At 74.0% G+C, this 15,482-nt stretch carries 7 protein-coding genes; all 7 read left to right on the forward strand.

Annotation, left to right across the window (positions count from 1 at the left end; genetic code table 11):
• Positions 1 to 348: 348 nt before the first annotated feature.
• The 7 genes from OHS17_RS31745 to OHS17_RS31775 are packed head-to-tail and all read left to right on the forward strand — an operon-like array spanning position 349 to position 15,468.
• Positions 349 to 3,546 (forward strand): amino acid adenylation domain-containing protein, encoded by a 3,198-nt coding sequence (locus OHS17_RS31745; protein ID WP_330314968.1) that lies wholly within the window; start codon positions 349 to 351, stop codon positions 3,544 to 3,546.
• The gene (locus OHS17_RS31750) at positions 3,543 to 9,071 is read left to right on the forward strand and encodes a non-ribosomal peptide synthetase/MFS transporter (RefSeq protein ID WP_330314969.1); all 5,529 of its coding nucleotides are present in this window, start codon (positions 3,543 to 3,545) and stop codon (positions 9,069 to 9,071) included. The genes OHS17_RS31745 and OHS17_RS31750 overlap by 4 nt, the downstream gene beginning before the upstream one ends.
• A complete protein-coding gene (locus OHS17_RS31755; RefSeq protein ID WP_330314970.1) occupies positions 9,068 to 10,558 on the forward strand; it encodes a class I adenylate-forming enzyme family protein in 1,491 nt (496 codons plus the stop codon). The genes OHS17_RS31750 and OHS17_RS31755 overlap by 4 nt, the downstream gene beginning before the upstream one ends.
• Positions 10,555 to 13,590, forward strand: a complete 3,036-nt coding sequence (locus OHS17_RS31760) for a non-ribosomal peptide synthetase (RefSeq protein WP_330314971.1) — start codon at positions 10,555 to 10,557, stop codon at positions 13,588 to 13,590. The genes OHS17_RS31755 and OHS17_RS31760 overlap by 4 nt, the downstream gene beginning before the upstream one ends.
• Complete coding sequence (locus tag OHS17_RS31765; RefSeq protein WP_330314972.1) at positions 13,587 to 13,796, forward strand: MbtH family protein; 210 nt, start codon at positions 13,587 to 13,589, stop codon at positions 13,794 to 13,796. The genes OHS17_RS31760 and OHS17_RS31765 overlap by 4 nt, the downstream gene beginning before the upstream one ends.
• A complete protein-coding gene (locus OHS17_RS31770; RefSeq protein ID WP_330314973.1) occupies positions 13,793 to 14,053 on the forward strand; it encodes an acyl carrier protein in 261 nt (86 codons plus the stop codon). Before OHS17_RS31765 ends, OHS17_RS31770 begins: the two co-directional genes overlap by 4 nt.
• Complete coding sequence (locus tag OHS17_RS31775) at positions 14,050 to 15,468, forward strand: condensation domain-containing protein (protein ID WP_330314974.1); 1,419 nt, start codon at positions 14,050 to 14,052, stop codon at positions 15,466 to 15,468. The genes OHS17_RS31770 and OHS17_RS31775 overlap by 4 nt, the downstream gene beginning before the upstream one ends.
• Positions 15,469 to 15,482: the final 14 nt, after the last annotated feature.

A 15,482-nucleotide genomic window follows, 5' to 3' on the forward strand; every position in this document is an offset into this window, starting at 1 on the left:
ACCACCCGGAAGGACGCGAAAGGTGCAATTTGTGCCCAAGATCCAGCCGAAGGGATGAATGCCCGGCCCGGGTACGGGGTGATCTCATCAAGCGGGCCGCATAAGCAGGTCGGATTTCCCAACTCCGTTTGTGTGTACAGGTCTTGCATTGACGCATGCGTGTGCTGTTCATAACATCGCAACACCTGAAGCCGCGAATGACCGGATCTCGCCGGTGGCGAGACCGTTCGGCCGCCGCGGTATTCCCGTACCGCCGCGCTTCTCCGTCCCCCCACACGCTCCACACGTCCCCATTGACCTGAAGCAAGCGCACACCACGCCGCTCGGCGTGCGCGCCGAGGGAGTCGGATGAGTACCCAGGCCGTCCAGTCATACCTGACGCATGGCCAGAAACGTCTGTGGTTCCTGCACCAGATGGACCCCGACGACGCCTCGTACAACGTTCCGCTCGTCCTGCGCCTCTCCGGCGAGCTGTCCGAGCCCGCCCTGCGCGCGGCCTTCGACGCGGTGGCGGCCCGGCACGAGGCGCTGCGCAGCAGCTTCCCCGCCGAGGACGGCGAACCGGCCGCACTGGTGGCCGCCCCGGGCCGGGTCGACGTGGAATGCCACGACCTGCGCGGCCGGGGCGACCGGCTCGAACCGCTCATCGCCGAGCGCACGAACCGCGCCTTCGACCTCGCCCGGGGCCCGTTGCTGCGCGTCGCCCTCTTCCGTACGGGAGACACCGAGCACGTCCTGTGCGTGGTCCTGCACCACATCGTCGCCGACGGCTGGTCCCTCAACATCCTGCGCGAGGAGCTGGCGGCGCACTACACCGCGCACCTCCGGGGCGGGACCGCCGACCTGCCCGCCCCGCCCGCGCACCCGCACGGGCAGGAGCGGGACGCGGACGAGGGGCAGGCGCGCGAAGCCCTCGCCTACTGGCGGGAACGCCTCGACGGCGCACCCGCCCTGGAACTGCCCCTCGACCGCCCCCGCCCCGAACACCCCTCGCCCGAGGGCGCCTTCCACACCCGGATCCTCACCGGCGCGGGGCCTGTGATCGACGCCCTGGCCCGGGCTCGGCGCTGCACCCCGTTCATGGTGCTGCTCGCCGCCTACCAGGCGACCCTGCACCGCTGCACCGGGCAACGCGACTTCTGCGTCGGCGTTCCCACCGCGGGCCGCTCGGGACCCGACGCCGAACAGGCCATCGGCTACTTCTCGCGGACCCTGGTCCTGCGCTCCGACCTGTCCGGGACGCCCACCTTCGCCGACCTGCTCCGCCGCGCCCGCGCCACGGTGCTCGGCGCCTTCGCCCACGACCGCATCCCCTTCGAGGAACTGGCCGAAACCCTGCGCCTGGACCGGGACCCGGGGCGCACCCCGCTGTTCCAGACGATGCTGACCGTCCACACCCAGGACGCAGGTCTGCTGCGCGACGCGTCCTTCGCCGGTCTCGGCTGCACCGAGCTGGACCCCGCCATGCGGGCCTGCAAGTTCGACCTCACCCTCGACGTGCGCCGGGACGGCGAGGACGTGGTCGCCGTCTTCGGCTACCGCACGGACCTGCTGGACGGCGACAGGGTCGCCCGCCTCGCGCGCTGGTTCGAGACGCTGCTGCGCGGAGCGGTGGACGGCCCGGACATCCCGGTCCACCTGCTGCCGCTGCTGGACGGACCCGAGCGCGCCGCCCTGCACGCGGCAGGCCGCGGCCCCGCCCTGCCCGACGGCCCGCCCACCGTGCACGACGCCATCGCCCGCACCGTCCGCGAACGCCCCGGCGCCGAGGCCCTGCGCGGGCGCGGCTCCTCGCTCTCGTACGCCGAGCTGTGGCAGCGCGCGGGCGGCCTCGCCGCACGGCTGACCGCCGAGGGGGTGCGGCGGGGGGACACCGTCGGCGTGCTGCTACCGCGCGGACCGCACGCCGTCGTGGCGATGCTCGCCGCCTGGCGCGCCGGTGCCGCCTACCTCCCCCTGGACCCCGACTACCCGCCCGCCCGGATCGCGTACATGGCCGCCGACAGCGGCGCCCGCACCGTCCTCACCTCCCGCGACACCACACCGCCCGAGCTGTCCGGGAGCGTTCGGACGCTGTACGTGGAGGACGCGGCGGACACCGGACCGGCGGGGGAGGGGCCCACCGACCGCACCGCGCCCCTCCCCGACGACCCCGCGTACCTCGTCTACACCTCCGGCTCGACCGGCAGGCCCAAGGGCGTCCTCGTCCCGCACCGGGCGCTGGCCGAGCGGGTGCGCTGGATGCGCGAGGGGTACGGAATCACCGCCGAGGACCGCGTCCTGCACTGCGCCTCACTCAGCTTCGACACCTGCGCCGAGGAGCTGTTCCCCGCGCTTGCGGCCGGGGCCGCCCTGGTGGTGGCCGACCCCGGCGCCACGCTGCCCGACCAGCTGGCCGAGGACTTCACCGCCGACGTCACGGTCATGGACCTGCCCACCCCGTACTGGCAGCACCTCGTCGGCGACCCGGACGTCGTCGCCTGGCCGGACGGGCTGCGGCTGCTGATCCTGGGCGCCGACCAGGTCCAGGCCGCCGCCGTCCGGGCCTGGCGCGAGCGGTTCGGCGACCGGGTCCGCCTCGTCAACTCGTACGGCCCCACCGAGACCACCGTCATCGCCACCACCGCCGACCTCGGCGACGCGGACACCCGCGCCCGCCCGCCCATCGGCACCCCGATCGGAGGCGTCACCGCCACCGTGTGCGACGAGCAAGGTGGCCCGGTCCCGCCCGGCACCCCCGGCGAACTCCTCCTCGGCGGCACGGGGGTGACCTACGGCTACACCGGACGGCCGGGTGCCACCGCGCGCGCCTTCGTCCCGGACCCGTACGGCCCGCCGGGCTCCCGCCGCTACCGGACCGGCGACCTGGTGCGCCGCCGGGCCGACGGCGCCCTGGAATTCCTGGGCAGGCTGGACGGCCAGCTCAAGGTGCGCGGCTACCGCGTGGAGCCCGGCGAGACCGAGAGCGCGCTGCTCGCCCAGCCCGGGATCGCCGAGGCGGTGGTCGTCGCCCACCGCGACACCCTGGTCGCCTACGTGGTCCCGGCCGCCGCGGGCCTCGATCCCGTCGCCGCGCGGAGCGCCGTGGGAGCGCTCCTACCGGCCCACCTCGTGCCCGCCGCCGTCCTCGTGCTGGACCGGCTGCCGCTCACCCCGAACGGCAAGCTGGACCGCGTGGCCCTGCCAGCCCCCGAACAGCGCCCGGAGCTCCGCGCGAGCTATCTGGCCCCGCGCACCGAGGCGGAGGAGCTGGTCGCCGACATCTGGCGCGAGGTGCTGGACGTCGAACGGGTCGGCGCCCTGGACGACTTCTTCGACCTGGGCGGGCACTCCCTGCTCGCCACCCGGGTCATCGCCCGCGTCCGGGCCACCGCCGAGCTCACCGTCCCCCTGCGCACCCTCTTCACCCACCGCACGGTCGCGGCCTTCGCCGAGGCCGTGGAGGCCGCCCTGACGGCCGAGATCGACGCCCTGTCCGAGGAGGAGGCGGCCGCCCTCCTCGCCTCGGACAGCGGCACCCTGGAAGGAACCGGTACGCCGTCATGAGCGACACCACCAGATCCCCCGGCGGGCTCTCCGACGCCAAACGAGCCCTGCTCAGCCGCAGGCTCACGGCAGGCCGCGCCGCCGCCTCCCGCCCCGTCGTCCCCCGGAGACCCGAGGGCGTCGTGCCGCCGCTCTCCTTCGCGCAGGAACGCCTCTGGTTCATGGAGCAGTTCGCGCCCGGCACCGCCGCGTACAACATCCCCGTCGCGCGCAGGCTGCGCGGCGAACTGGACGGGGAGGCGCTGGCCCACGCCCTGGACACCGTCACCGCCCGGCACGAGACGCTGCGCTCCCGCTACCCGGTGACCGACGACGGCCGCCCCGTGCTGGAGATCGCGGACCCCGCGCCCGCACCGCTGCCCGTCGTGGATGCTCAGGACGAGGGGCACGCCGCACGGCTGGTGGACGAGGCGGGGGCCGAGCCCTTCGACCTGGCCGCCGGTCCTCTGCTGCGTACCCTGCTCGTACGCGTGGCCGACCGCGACCACATCCTGCTGCTGGTCGTCCACCACAGCGTCAGCGACGGCTGGTCCAGCGAGATCCTGATCTCCGAGATCCTGCGCTGCTACGCGGCCCGCGTGGCGGGGGAGGGCGACCCCCTGCCCGGACTGCCCGTCCAGTACGGCGACTTCGCCCAGTGGCAGCGCGACCGGCTGACCGGGGACGCGCTCACCGCCGAAGTCGCCTACTGGGCGGACGAGCTCGCCGGAGTGGAACCGCTCGTCCTGCCCACCGCCAGGCCCCGCCCGGCGCGGCAGACCTTCGACGGGGCAGGCTACGGATTCCAGGTGGAGCGTGAACTCCTCGACCGGCTCGCCGCCCTCGGCAAGGCGCACGGGGCGACGCTCCACATGGTGCTGCTCGCAGCCTTCCAGGAACTCCTGGCCCGGTTCAGCGGCCAGCGCGACTTCGCCGTGGGGTCACCCGTCGCGGGCCGCCCCGAACCGGAACTGGAGGGCCTGGTCGGCATGTTCGTCAATGTCCTGGCCCTGCGCGCCCGGCTCGACGGTGACCCCACCTTCGCCGAGCTACTGGAACGCACCCGCGAGACCTGCCTGGAGGCGTACGCCCATCAGGAGTTGCCGTTCGCACAGCTGGTCACCGAGCTGAACGTGGAACGCGATGTCTCCCGCTCCCCGGTCTTCCAGGCGGTGCTCGCCGTCCAGAACTACGCCACCGGACGCCAGGCCACCGCCGGTCCGGGGCTCGACGCGGAGACCTACGGACTGCGCGCCTCGGGCACCCGCTTCGACGTCGAACTGTTCCTGATGGAATGGCCGGACGGGCTGCGCGGCGCCTTCAACTACAACACCGACCTCTTCGCCGAGGCGGACATCGCCCGGCTCGCCGCCCACCTCGACCGGCTGCTGCACACGGTGGCCGACCGGCCGGACGTGCCGCTGTCCGGCATCGACCTGCTGTCGGACGACGAACGCGCGCTGGAGACCGAGGACTTCAACCGTACGGAGATGCCGGTCCCGGCCGATGCCACCCTGGTCTCCCTCATCGCCGAGCAGATTGCCCGTACTCCCGACGCCACGGCCGTGACGGCCGACGACGGCAGTCTCACCTACGCCGGACTGGACGCCGCCGCCGACCGCATCGTCGCCCGGCTCGTCGCGGCGGGCACCGGTCCCGGGGACGTCGTCGCCGTCGGCGCGGAACGCTCCCTCGAACTGGTCGCCGCGCTCCTCGGCGTCCTGCGGACCGGAGCCTGCTACACCCCGCTCGACACCGAATACCCGCCCGAACGGCTCGCGTTCATGCTGGACGACAGCGGGGCGCGGGTGCTCCTGACCCAGCGGGGCATCCCCGTCCCCGACGGCTGCAAGGCCACTGTCCTCCACCTCGAAGACGACGACGACCTGTCTCGCGGGAGCGCTCCCACAGCATTGGGAAACACTCCGGCGCCCGACGACCCCGCCTACCTCATCTACACCTCCGGCTCCACCGGCCGCCCCAAGGGTGTGCCGAACACCCACCGAGCCATCGTCAACCGGCTGCTGTGGATGCAGCGGAGCTACCCCATCGGTCCCGAGGACTCCGTGCTCCAGAAGACGCCGGCCGGATTCGACGTCTCCGTCTGGGAGTTCTTCTGGCCGCTGATGACCGGCGCGCGTCTCGTGCTGGCCCGTCCCGGGGGCCAGAAGGACGCCGCCTACCTCGGCGAACTCATCCGCTCCGCACCCGTGACCGTCGCCCACTTCGTCCCCTCGATGCTGCCGCTCTTCCTCGCCGAGGAGGGCGCGGGGGAGTGTACGGCCCTGCGCCGCGTCGTGTGCAGCGGCGAGGCGCTGCCGCCCGATACGGCGCGCGCCTTCCGCGAGGCGCTGCCCGGCTGCGCTCTGGCCAACCTGTACGGGCCCACCGAAGCGGCCGTCGACGTGTCGGCCTGGGAGTGCGAGGGGCCGCTGGACGTGGTCCCCATCGGCTTCCCGGTCGACAACATCCGCCTCTACGTCCTGGACCGGGCGCTGCGGCCGGTGCCCCCGGGCGCACCCGGTGAGATCCACATCGCCGGGACCGGGCTCGCCCTCGGCTACCACCGGCGACCGGGGCTCACCGCCTCCCGGTTCGTCCCCGACCCGTACGGCCCGCCGGGCTCGCGGCTCTACCGCACCGGCGACCTGGGCAGGCGCCGCCCCGACGGGGCCCTGGAACACCTCGGCCGCATCGACCAGCAGGTCAAGCTGCGCGGTCTGCGCATCGAACCCGGCGAGATCGAGGCGGCCCTGCGCGCCCTGCCCCCGGTGAGCGAGGCGGCCGTCGTCGTACGCGAGGACACCCCGGGCGACAAGCGGCTCGCCGCCTACTTCGTCACCGCCGACGAGGAGCCCGCGCCCGACCCGCAGGAACTGCGCACCGCGCTCAAGCAGGTGCTGCCGGACTACATGGTGCCCGCCTCCTTCACCGCCCTGCCCGCCCTTCCCCTCACGCCCAACGGCAAACTGGACCGCCGGGGACTGCCCGCCCCGCAGATCCACCGGACGACCGGCGCGGCCAGTGCGCCCGGGACCCCGGCGGAACGGGTGCTCGCCGCGATCTGGGCCGATGTGCTCGGGCTGGACGCGGTCGGCGTGGACGAGGACTTCTTCGACCTCGGCGGCCACTCGCTCCTCGCCACCCAGGTCGTCGCCCGCGCCCGCAGACTGCTCCCGGAGGAGGGCGCCCGGCCGGTCAGCGTGATGGACCTGTTCACCTGCCGGACCGTCAGGGACCTCGCGGCGCTGGCGGACATCCCCGAGGACGCCCGGGGCCCCCGCAGGCTGCTGCACCGCCTCACCCCGCAGGTCCCGGCCGGACACCTGCGCGCCACCCTGGTCTGTGTTCCGTACGGCGGTGGCAGCGCGGTCGTGTACCAGCCCGTCGCCGAACTCCTTCCCGAGGGATACGAGTTGTGGTCCGTTGCCATTCCGGGCCATGACGTCGGTGTGACGGAGGAGCATCTGCCGTTCGGGGAACTCGCGGAGAGCCTGGCAGCCGAGATACGCGAACGGGTCAGGGGCCCGCTCATCGTGTACGGGCACTGCGGTGTCGGCACCGCGCTGGCCGTGGCGACCGCACGGCTGCTCGAAGCGTCGGGCCGGGAGCTCGAAGCGGTGTACGCGGGTGCGCAGTTCCCGTTTGCCAAGCCGCGCGGACGGGTGCTCGGCGCGCTGTCCAAGGTGGCCTCGCTGGAGTCGCTGCTCGGCAACCGGGTGTACGTCAACTGGCTCACCGGCATGGGCGTCGACACCTCCCAGCTCGACCGGGAGCAGACCGAGTTCATCGTGGGCAACATGCGCCGCGACAGCCAGGCCGCCGAGGAGTACTTCACCGGGGCCATCGCGGACGTGGAGGCGGGCGCCCCGAGGCTGCGGGCCCCGCTGGTGTCGCTCGTCGGCGACCGCGACCCGGCCGCCGACTTCTACCAGGAGCGCTACCGGGAGTGGCTGCTCCTCGCGGAGCGGTCGGCGGTCGCGGTCATCGACCAGGGCGGCCACTTCTTCGTGAAGTACCGGGCCGCCGAGGTCGCCGAGGCGGTGACGAGCGTCCACGAGGCGATCCGCGCGGGGACCACCGCGACCCTGCCCGCGCGCTCCCCGGACACGGCCTGGTGGTTCCACGCGGAGACCGGGCCGCCGGGTGACGGCGAGGCGGGCCCGGCGGACGGTGACGACGCGAAGGATCCGGGCGCCCCGGCCCCGGGCGCGGCACGCTTCCTCGCCGTTGTGCTCGGGCAGTTGGGGTCGATCGTGGGTTCCGCGCTCACGGAGTTCGCCCTGCCGATCTGGATTCTGCTGGAGACGGGCTCCCTGGCCCGGTTCGCGCTGTACTCCGTGGTGGCGATGCTGCCCGGCATCCTCGTCGGCCCGCTGGCCGGTGCCGTCGTGGACCGGTTCGACCGGCGCAAGGTGATGCTCGCGGGCGACCTCACGGCAGGTCTCAGCCAGGTGGCCATGCTGTGCCTGCTGCTCGGCGGCGCACTGGACACCTGGTATCTGTACGTGCTGCTCGGCAGCCTCTCGGTGGCGCTCACCTTCCAGCGCCTCGCGTACAGCTCCGCGATCCCGCAACTGGTCCCCAAACGCTATCTCGGCCACGCCAACGGCATCGTCCAACTCGCCTTCGGCGCGGCCCAGTTCGTGGTGCCGCTCATTGCGGTGGCGCTGATGGCGGGCATCGGTCTGCGCGGCATCCTGATCCTCGACATCGCGAGTTACGTGGTCGCGGTCGCCGTACTCGTCTGCGTCAGGTTTCCCCGCACCCTGCCCTGGACCCGCCGGGAACCGGTCGTCGAGGAGATCAAACAGGGTTTCGCCTACACCTGGCGGCACCGGGGCTTCCGCTCGATGCTCCTGTGGTTCGCCGCGCTCAACCTCTTCCTGTCACCGCTGTTCCTCCTGGTGACGCCCCTGGTGCTGTCCTTCGACACCCTGGACGGGGCGGCGGCGGTGGCCACGGCGGGCGGGGCCGGGGCCGTCGCGGGCGGGCTGATCATGGGGGTGTGGGGCGGGCCCCGCAGACACCGGGTGCGCGGCATGCTCGCGCTGGCCGGCGTGTTCGCGCTGGCCGGGGCGGTGACCGGGCTGCGGGCCGACCTCTGGGTGATCGGTGCCGGTGCCTTCGGGATGTCCTGCGCCATCGCCCTGGTCAACGGGGTGTACTCGACCATCGTCCAGGTGAAGGTCCCGCAGCGCTTCCACGGCCGCGTCTTCGCCCTGAACACCATGGTCGCCTGGTCCACCCTCCCCATCGGCCACGGACTCGTCGCACCCCTGGGCGCCCGGCTGTTCGACCCGTTGCTCGCCGACGACGGTGTGCTGGCCGACAGCGTCGGACGGGTGCTGGGCACGGGTCCGGGGCGCGGGATCGGGCTGATGTACCTGCTGTGCTGCCTGGTGATGCTGGCGCTGGTGGCCCTGGCCCTGCGGCTGCCGGTCCTCGCCCGCTTCGACCGCGACGTGCCGGACGCCGAACCCGACGACCTCATCGGGCTCCGGGAACGCGCGGCCGCGCTCGCTGCTGCGGGGGACGACCGGTGAGCCCCGCCGCGCCCCCGCGCTCCCTGATCGAGCTGCTGGTCCACCGCGCCGCCGTCCACCCGGACCGCGTCGCCCTCCGCAACGGCCCGCGCGCCCTGGACTTCGGCACCTGGCGCGACCGGGCCGCCGCCCTCGCCCACGGCCTGCTCGCCCGTGGCCTGCGCCCCGGCGACCCGGTCGGGCTGCGCTACGGAAGTACGGAGTGGACCGATTACGCGGTCGCCTACTGCGGGGTGCAGTGGGCGGGCGGCATCGCCGTACCCCTGTCCGACCGGCTGGCCCCGGCCGCCGCCGCGCACATCGTCGGGGACAGCCGGTGCGCGGGCGTCCTGCACGGCGAGGGCGGACCACCGCCCCGGCTGCCCGCAGGGGTATGGCGGGCGACCGGCGACGACTTCGAGACCGGGGCCGGGGACGGGCTGCCGTTCCCCGACCCGTCCGCACCCGCCCAGTACCTCTACACCTCCGGCACCACCGGCCTCCCCAAGGGCGTCCGGGCCACCCACGCCAACCTCGCCCACGGCTGCACCCTGGACGAACGCCGCAGACCCCTGCGCCACTCGCGCACCTTCCTGCACAGCTTCCCGATCGGCACCAACGCCGGACAGACGATGCTCGTGAACTGCCTGGACACCGCCGCCACCGGTGTTGCCGCCCCGCAGTTCACCCCGCTGCGGTTCGCCCGGCTCATCGAGGAACACGCGGTCGGCAGCGTCTTCCTGGTGCCCGCCACCGCCATCGAACTCCTCGCGTCCACCGCCCTCACCCGCCGCGACCTCAGCACGGTCAAGCTGGTCGGCTCGACGGCCGCGGCACTCCCGCAACCCGTCGCACTACGGCTGGCGCAGGCGTTCCCCGGAGCGCAGATCGTCAACTACTACACCTCGACCGAGGCCGCGCCCGCCCAGATCACCCTGCTCTTCGACCCCGACCACCCCGACTCACCCGGCAGGCCCGCCTCACTCGACCACCTGCGCATCACCGACCCCGAAGGGCACCCGGCGGCCACCGGCGAACCCGGCGAAATCTGGCTGCGCTCACCCACCGTCCCCCGCGCCTACCTCGGCGCCCCCGACGCCGACGCCGAGGTCTTCCGGGGCCGCTGGGTGGGCATGGGTGACATCGGGCGGCTCGACGCGGACGGCTACCTCCACCTGCTCGACCGGGAGCGCGACGTCATCAAGTCCGGCGCCCACAAGGTGTCCACCATCCAGGTCGAGAACGCGCTGCACGCCCACCCCGACATCGCCGACGCCGCCGCCTTCGGCATCCCGCACCCCGTGCTGGGCAGCGTCGTCGCCGCCGTCGTCGTGGCCCGGCAGGGCGAGCCGGACACCACCCGGCTGCGGGCCTTCCTGCTCGACCGGCTCGCCGCGCACGAACTCCCGGCCCGCATCCTCTTCCGCGCCACCCTGCCCCGCAACGAGGGCGGCAAGGTCCTCAAACGTGAACTCCACCGGCTTCTGGACGACGAGGCGACCTCATGACCCCCACCTTCGACACACCGGCCCCGCTCGACCCGGCCCAGCACGGGCTCTGGATCACCGAGCAGACCCTCGACACCGGCTCGGCGTACCACCTCAGCCTCGCCCTGCGCATCCAAGGGCCCCTGGACCCCGCGGCCCTGGCGACGGCGTGGGGCGACTACGTACGGGCCACCCCCGTGCTCGCCTCCCGGACCGATCCCGCCGGGCCGGGCCTGCTCCCGGGCGAGGCACCGCCCCTGCGCCTGGTCACGGCCGCACCCGGCGACCTCGGCAAGCTCCGCGAGGAGGAGACCGCCGCCCGCTTCGCACCGGGCGAGGCCCTGGCACGCGCCACGCTGTTCACCACCGCCCCGGACCGTCATCTGCTGTTCGTGGTCGCCCACCACCTCGTCTTCGACGGCGAGTCCAAGGACCTCCTGGTCACCGGAGTGGCCCGGGCGTACCGGGCGGTGACGGGGGAGAGCCGACCGCCCTCGGCTGCCGAGGCGCCTGCACTCCCGCAGCCCGTCTCCGAGACGGCCGTCCAGGACGCGGCACGCTTCTGGGCCGACCGCTGGCGCGACAGCCCCGCACCCGCCCTCCCCGGTCTCACCGCCCACCACGTGGACCCCGTCGCCCCGGCCCCCGGCAGCGCCTGCGGTTTCCGGCGCGGCGGGGAGTGGCACGCCCGCCTGGTCACCGCCGCCGCGACGCTCGGCGTCACCCGGTTCGAACTCCTCACGGCGGCCTGGCACGCCCTGCTGCTGCGGTACGGCAACACCGCCCCCGCCACCGCGATCGAACTCTCCACCCGCGTGCCCGGCGCACCCCGGCAGGTCGGCCTGCATGTCAACGAACTACCCCTCTTCACCGACCCGCGTCCCGAGCTCGCCTTCGCGGACTTCGCCCAGGAGGTCCGGGCCGAGCTGCGCGCCCTCTACGCCCATCGCGTCGTCCCCCTCAGCCGTGCGGTGCGCGGACTCACCCCGCGCACCGCGCTGTGCCCGGTCTCCCTCAGCTACCGGCGGCGCGACGCCTCCCGGCCCGCCCATTTCGGCCCCGGCCTCGACGTACGCACCGAGTGGACCGGCTTCGCGCGCACCGCCCGCAACATCGCCCACCTCCACCTGGTCGACGCGCCCGACAGCCTGGAAGGCAGCCTCCAGTACCGCACCGCCGCCTTCGAGAGCGAGGCGCCCGCCCGCGTCCTGGACCACTTCCTCACCCTGCTCGACGGGGCCCTCGCCGCCCCGGACACCGCCCTCGGCCTGTTGCCGGTCCCGCCGCCCCGGGAACGCGCGACGCTGCTCGCCGACACCACCCGCGCCCCGGGCAACGCCCCCGCCACCCTGCCCGCGCTGTTCGCCGCCCAGGCCGCCGCGACCCCGGACGCCGTCGCCGTCATCGAGGGCGACACCACCCTCACGTACGCCGAACTCGACGCCGCCGTCCGCCGCCGCGCCCACCGGCTGCGCGCCCAGGGGGCCGGTCCCGGCGGCCTCGTCGGCATCGCCCTGCCCCGCTCGGCCGCCCAGCTCGTCGCCGCGCTCGGCACGCTCACCGCCGGTGCCGCCTACCTGCCGTTGGACCCCGACCACCCGGCGGAGCGCCTGGCGTTCCTCCGCGCCGACTCCGGGATCGGCGTGGAGACCGCCACCGACCCGGGGCCCGGGGACCTGGACCGGCTGCCCGAGGCCCCGCCCGCGCCCGTGCCGCCCGCCCTCATGGACCCCGCCTATGTGCTGTACACCTCCGGCTCCACCGGTGTGCCCAAGGGCGTCGAGGTGTCGCACGCGGCCCTCGCCAACCTCCTCGCGACGCTGCGGGACACCACCGGCACGGGTCCCGGCAGCCGCTGGCTCGGGCTCACCTCGCTCTCCTTCGACATCTCCACCGTCGAACTCTTCCTCCCTCTCGTCACGGGCGGCACCGTCGTCCTCGTCCCCGAGGGCCGGCACCGCGACGGCACGGCACTCGCCGAGCTGGTCGACCGGCACCGCCTCACCCACGTACAGGCCACTCCCAGCGGCTGGCGCACCATGCTCGCCGCCGGGCTCCACGCACCGGACCTGGTGGCCCTGACCGGGGGAGAGGCCCTGCCCGACGCTCTTGCCCGCGAACTGCGCACGGCTGTCGGCCGGTTGGTCAACGTGTACGGGCCGACCGAGACGACGGTGTGGTCCACGGCCGCCGAGCTCGGGCCCGACGACCCCGTGACCATCGGCCGCCCGCTCGCCAACACCCGCACCTACGTCCTGGACGCGCTCCTCCAGCCGCTGCCGCAGGGGCTGACCGGCGAGCTGTACATCGGCGGTGACGGTGTCGCCCACGGCTACCGGGGCCGCCCCGGGCTCACCGCCTCCCGTTTCGTCCCGGACCCGTTCGGCCCGCCCGGCGCCCGCCTCTACCGCACGGGTGACCTCGTCCGGCTCGGCGCCGACGGCCGCATCGCCTTCGCGGGCCGGTCCGACACCCAGGTGAAGGTGCGCGGCCACCGCATCGAACTCGGCGAGATCGACACCGCCCTCGGCAGCCACCCGCAGGTCGCCCAGGCGGTGACGGTGCTGCGCGAGGCCCCGGACGGCGAGCCCGGACGGCTGGTGGCCTACGTGGTGCCCGCGCCCGGCCACGTACCACCCACGCCCCAGGCACTGCGCGACCACCTCGCCCGCTCCCTGCCCGCGGCGGCCCTGCCCGACGCCTGCGTGGCGCTCGACGCGATGCCGCTCACCCCCAACGGCAAACTCGACCGGGCCGCCCTGCCCGAACCGCCGCGTGAACGGGGCACCGGCGAAACCCCTGTTGGGGACGCGGGCGACGAAGGCGTCACCGGCACCGTCCTCGCCATCTGGCGCGAGGTGCTGGACCTCGACGACCTCGGCCCCGACGAGGACCTGTTCGACCTCGGCGGCCACTCCCTCACCATCACCGCCATCGCGGGCCGCATCCGCAAGGAGTACGGCGTCGCCGTGCCCTTCGACGTCTTCTTCGACAGCCCCACCGTCCACGGCATCGCCGCGTGCGTCGCCGCACTCATCGAGGAGAACCAGTGAACACACCCGCCCTGCGCTACCTGGTGGCGGTCAACGACGAGGAACAGCACGCCCTCTGGCCTGCCGAAACCCCCTTGCCCGCCGGGTGGCGGCCCGAAGGGTTCAACGGTACGGAGGAGGAGTGCGTGGCCCACGTCGACCAGGTGTGGCCCGACATCAGGCCCCTGAGCCTGCGCCGCCGCCTCGCCGCCGGGGAGGACAGTTGAGCACCGCCCAGGACCCGGTCACCGGTCCACGCGCACGGCTCGCCGGGCTGATCAGCGACGCCATGGACGGGCAGCTCGCCGCGGCCGAGATCCTCACCGCCCGGGGCACCCTCACCGAACTGGGCGTCAACTCCCTCGCGTTGCTCCGGCTCGCCGACACCCTGGAGGACGAGTACGGCGTAGAGATCGACCTCGCTGACCCGGCGTTCTACCAGGAGAGCATCGACAGCCTGGCGGCCCGGCTGGTGACCGAATGAACGATCTCGCCACCGCCCGCACCCTGCACATCCCCTTCGCCGGGAACAGGGCGGGCACGGCACCCCTCACCTGGGGCCAGCGGGCGATCTGGAACGCGATCCTGCGTACCGCGCCCAACGACATCTACTTCAACATCGGGCGCCTCCTCCCGCTGGGAGAGCGCGGACGAGTCACGGACCTGGCCCGGTTCGCCACGGCTCTCACCGCCCTGATGGAACGTCACGAGGCTTTGCGCACACGGCTGTACGACGGTGAGGACGGCGACCCCCGCCAGTCGCTCACCGACTGCGGCGCCCTGCCGGTCACCGTGGTGGACGAGCCCGACCCGGAACGGACCGAGGCCACCGCCCGCACCCTGCTGGACGAACTGGCCGCCACCCGCTTCGACTACGCGCGGGAATGGCCGTTGCGCGTCGGCGCCGTCTGCCACCGGGGCCGGGTCACGCACGCGGCGCTGGTCCTCTGCCACCTCGCGGCCGACGGCCACGCCGCCGAACAGGTGGTCCGCGACCTGCGGCTGCTGGTGCGCCGGGGCTCGGCCGGGCGGGCGCCGCGCACCAACCCCCTGGACCTCGCCCGGGACCAGCACGGACCGGCCGGTGTCCGCCGCAGCGAACGGGCCCTCGCCCAGTGGGAGAGCTTCTACCGGACCATGCCGCCGACCATGTTCCCCCGGCAGGCCGCCGCTCCCCGCACTCCCCGCTTCTGGAGCGGCCGTCTGGTGTCCGAGGCGCTGATGAGGGCGACGGACACGCTCGCGGCCGCCCACCGGATCAGTGGGTCGACGGTCCTGATGACCGCCCTGGCCGCCCTGGTCGCCGCCGAGGGCGGCCACCCCGCGGCGGCCATGATGCCCATCGTCGCCAACCGGGCCGCCGAGGACCGGCGGGACCTGGTGGCGATGCTCTCCCAGGACGCGCCGTTCCTGCTCGACACGGCCGGTTCCGAACGGTTCACGGACCTCCTGCCGGTGGCGTGGCGCGCGGCCCTGGCGGGATACCGGGCCGCGTCCTACGACCCGGTCGCCTGGGAGGCCCTGCGCGAGCGCGTCGGCCGGGAGCGCGGCACCCCCGTACACCCGTACTGCTGCTACAACGACCAGCGGTTCTTCGTACGCCCGCCGGACGAAGGGCCGCCGCCGGGTGCGGCGGAGCTGCGCGCGGCACGGGCCCGTACGGAGTTCGGCTTCCCGGCCACCGAGGACAAGCTCGGCTGCCGGTACTGCGTCCACGTCACCGAGGAGGAGGGCGTCCTCGCCGTCATGCTCACCGCCGACACCGCCTACCTCCCGCCGCCCAGGATCAGGGCGCACCTGTGGGCACTGGAGGAGCTGGTCGTCGCCTCGGCCTGCGGCGAGGCCCCGCTCCTCGCCGGTCTCCCGGCTCTCCTGGCGCGTGCGGAAGCGGCCGCCTGACGTGTGAGCCACTG

The organism is Streptomyces sp. NBC_00523 (genome assembly GCF_036346615.1).
Classification (GTDB): Bacteria; Actinomycetota; Actinomycetes; order Streptomycetales; family Streptomycetaceae; genus Streptomyces.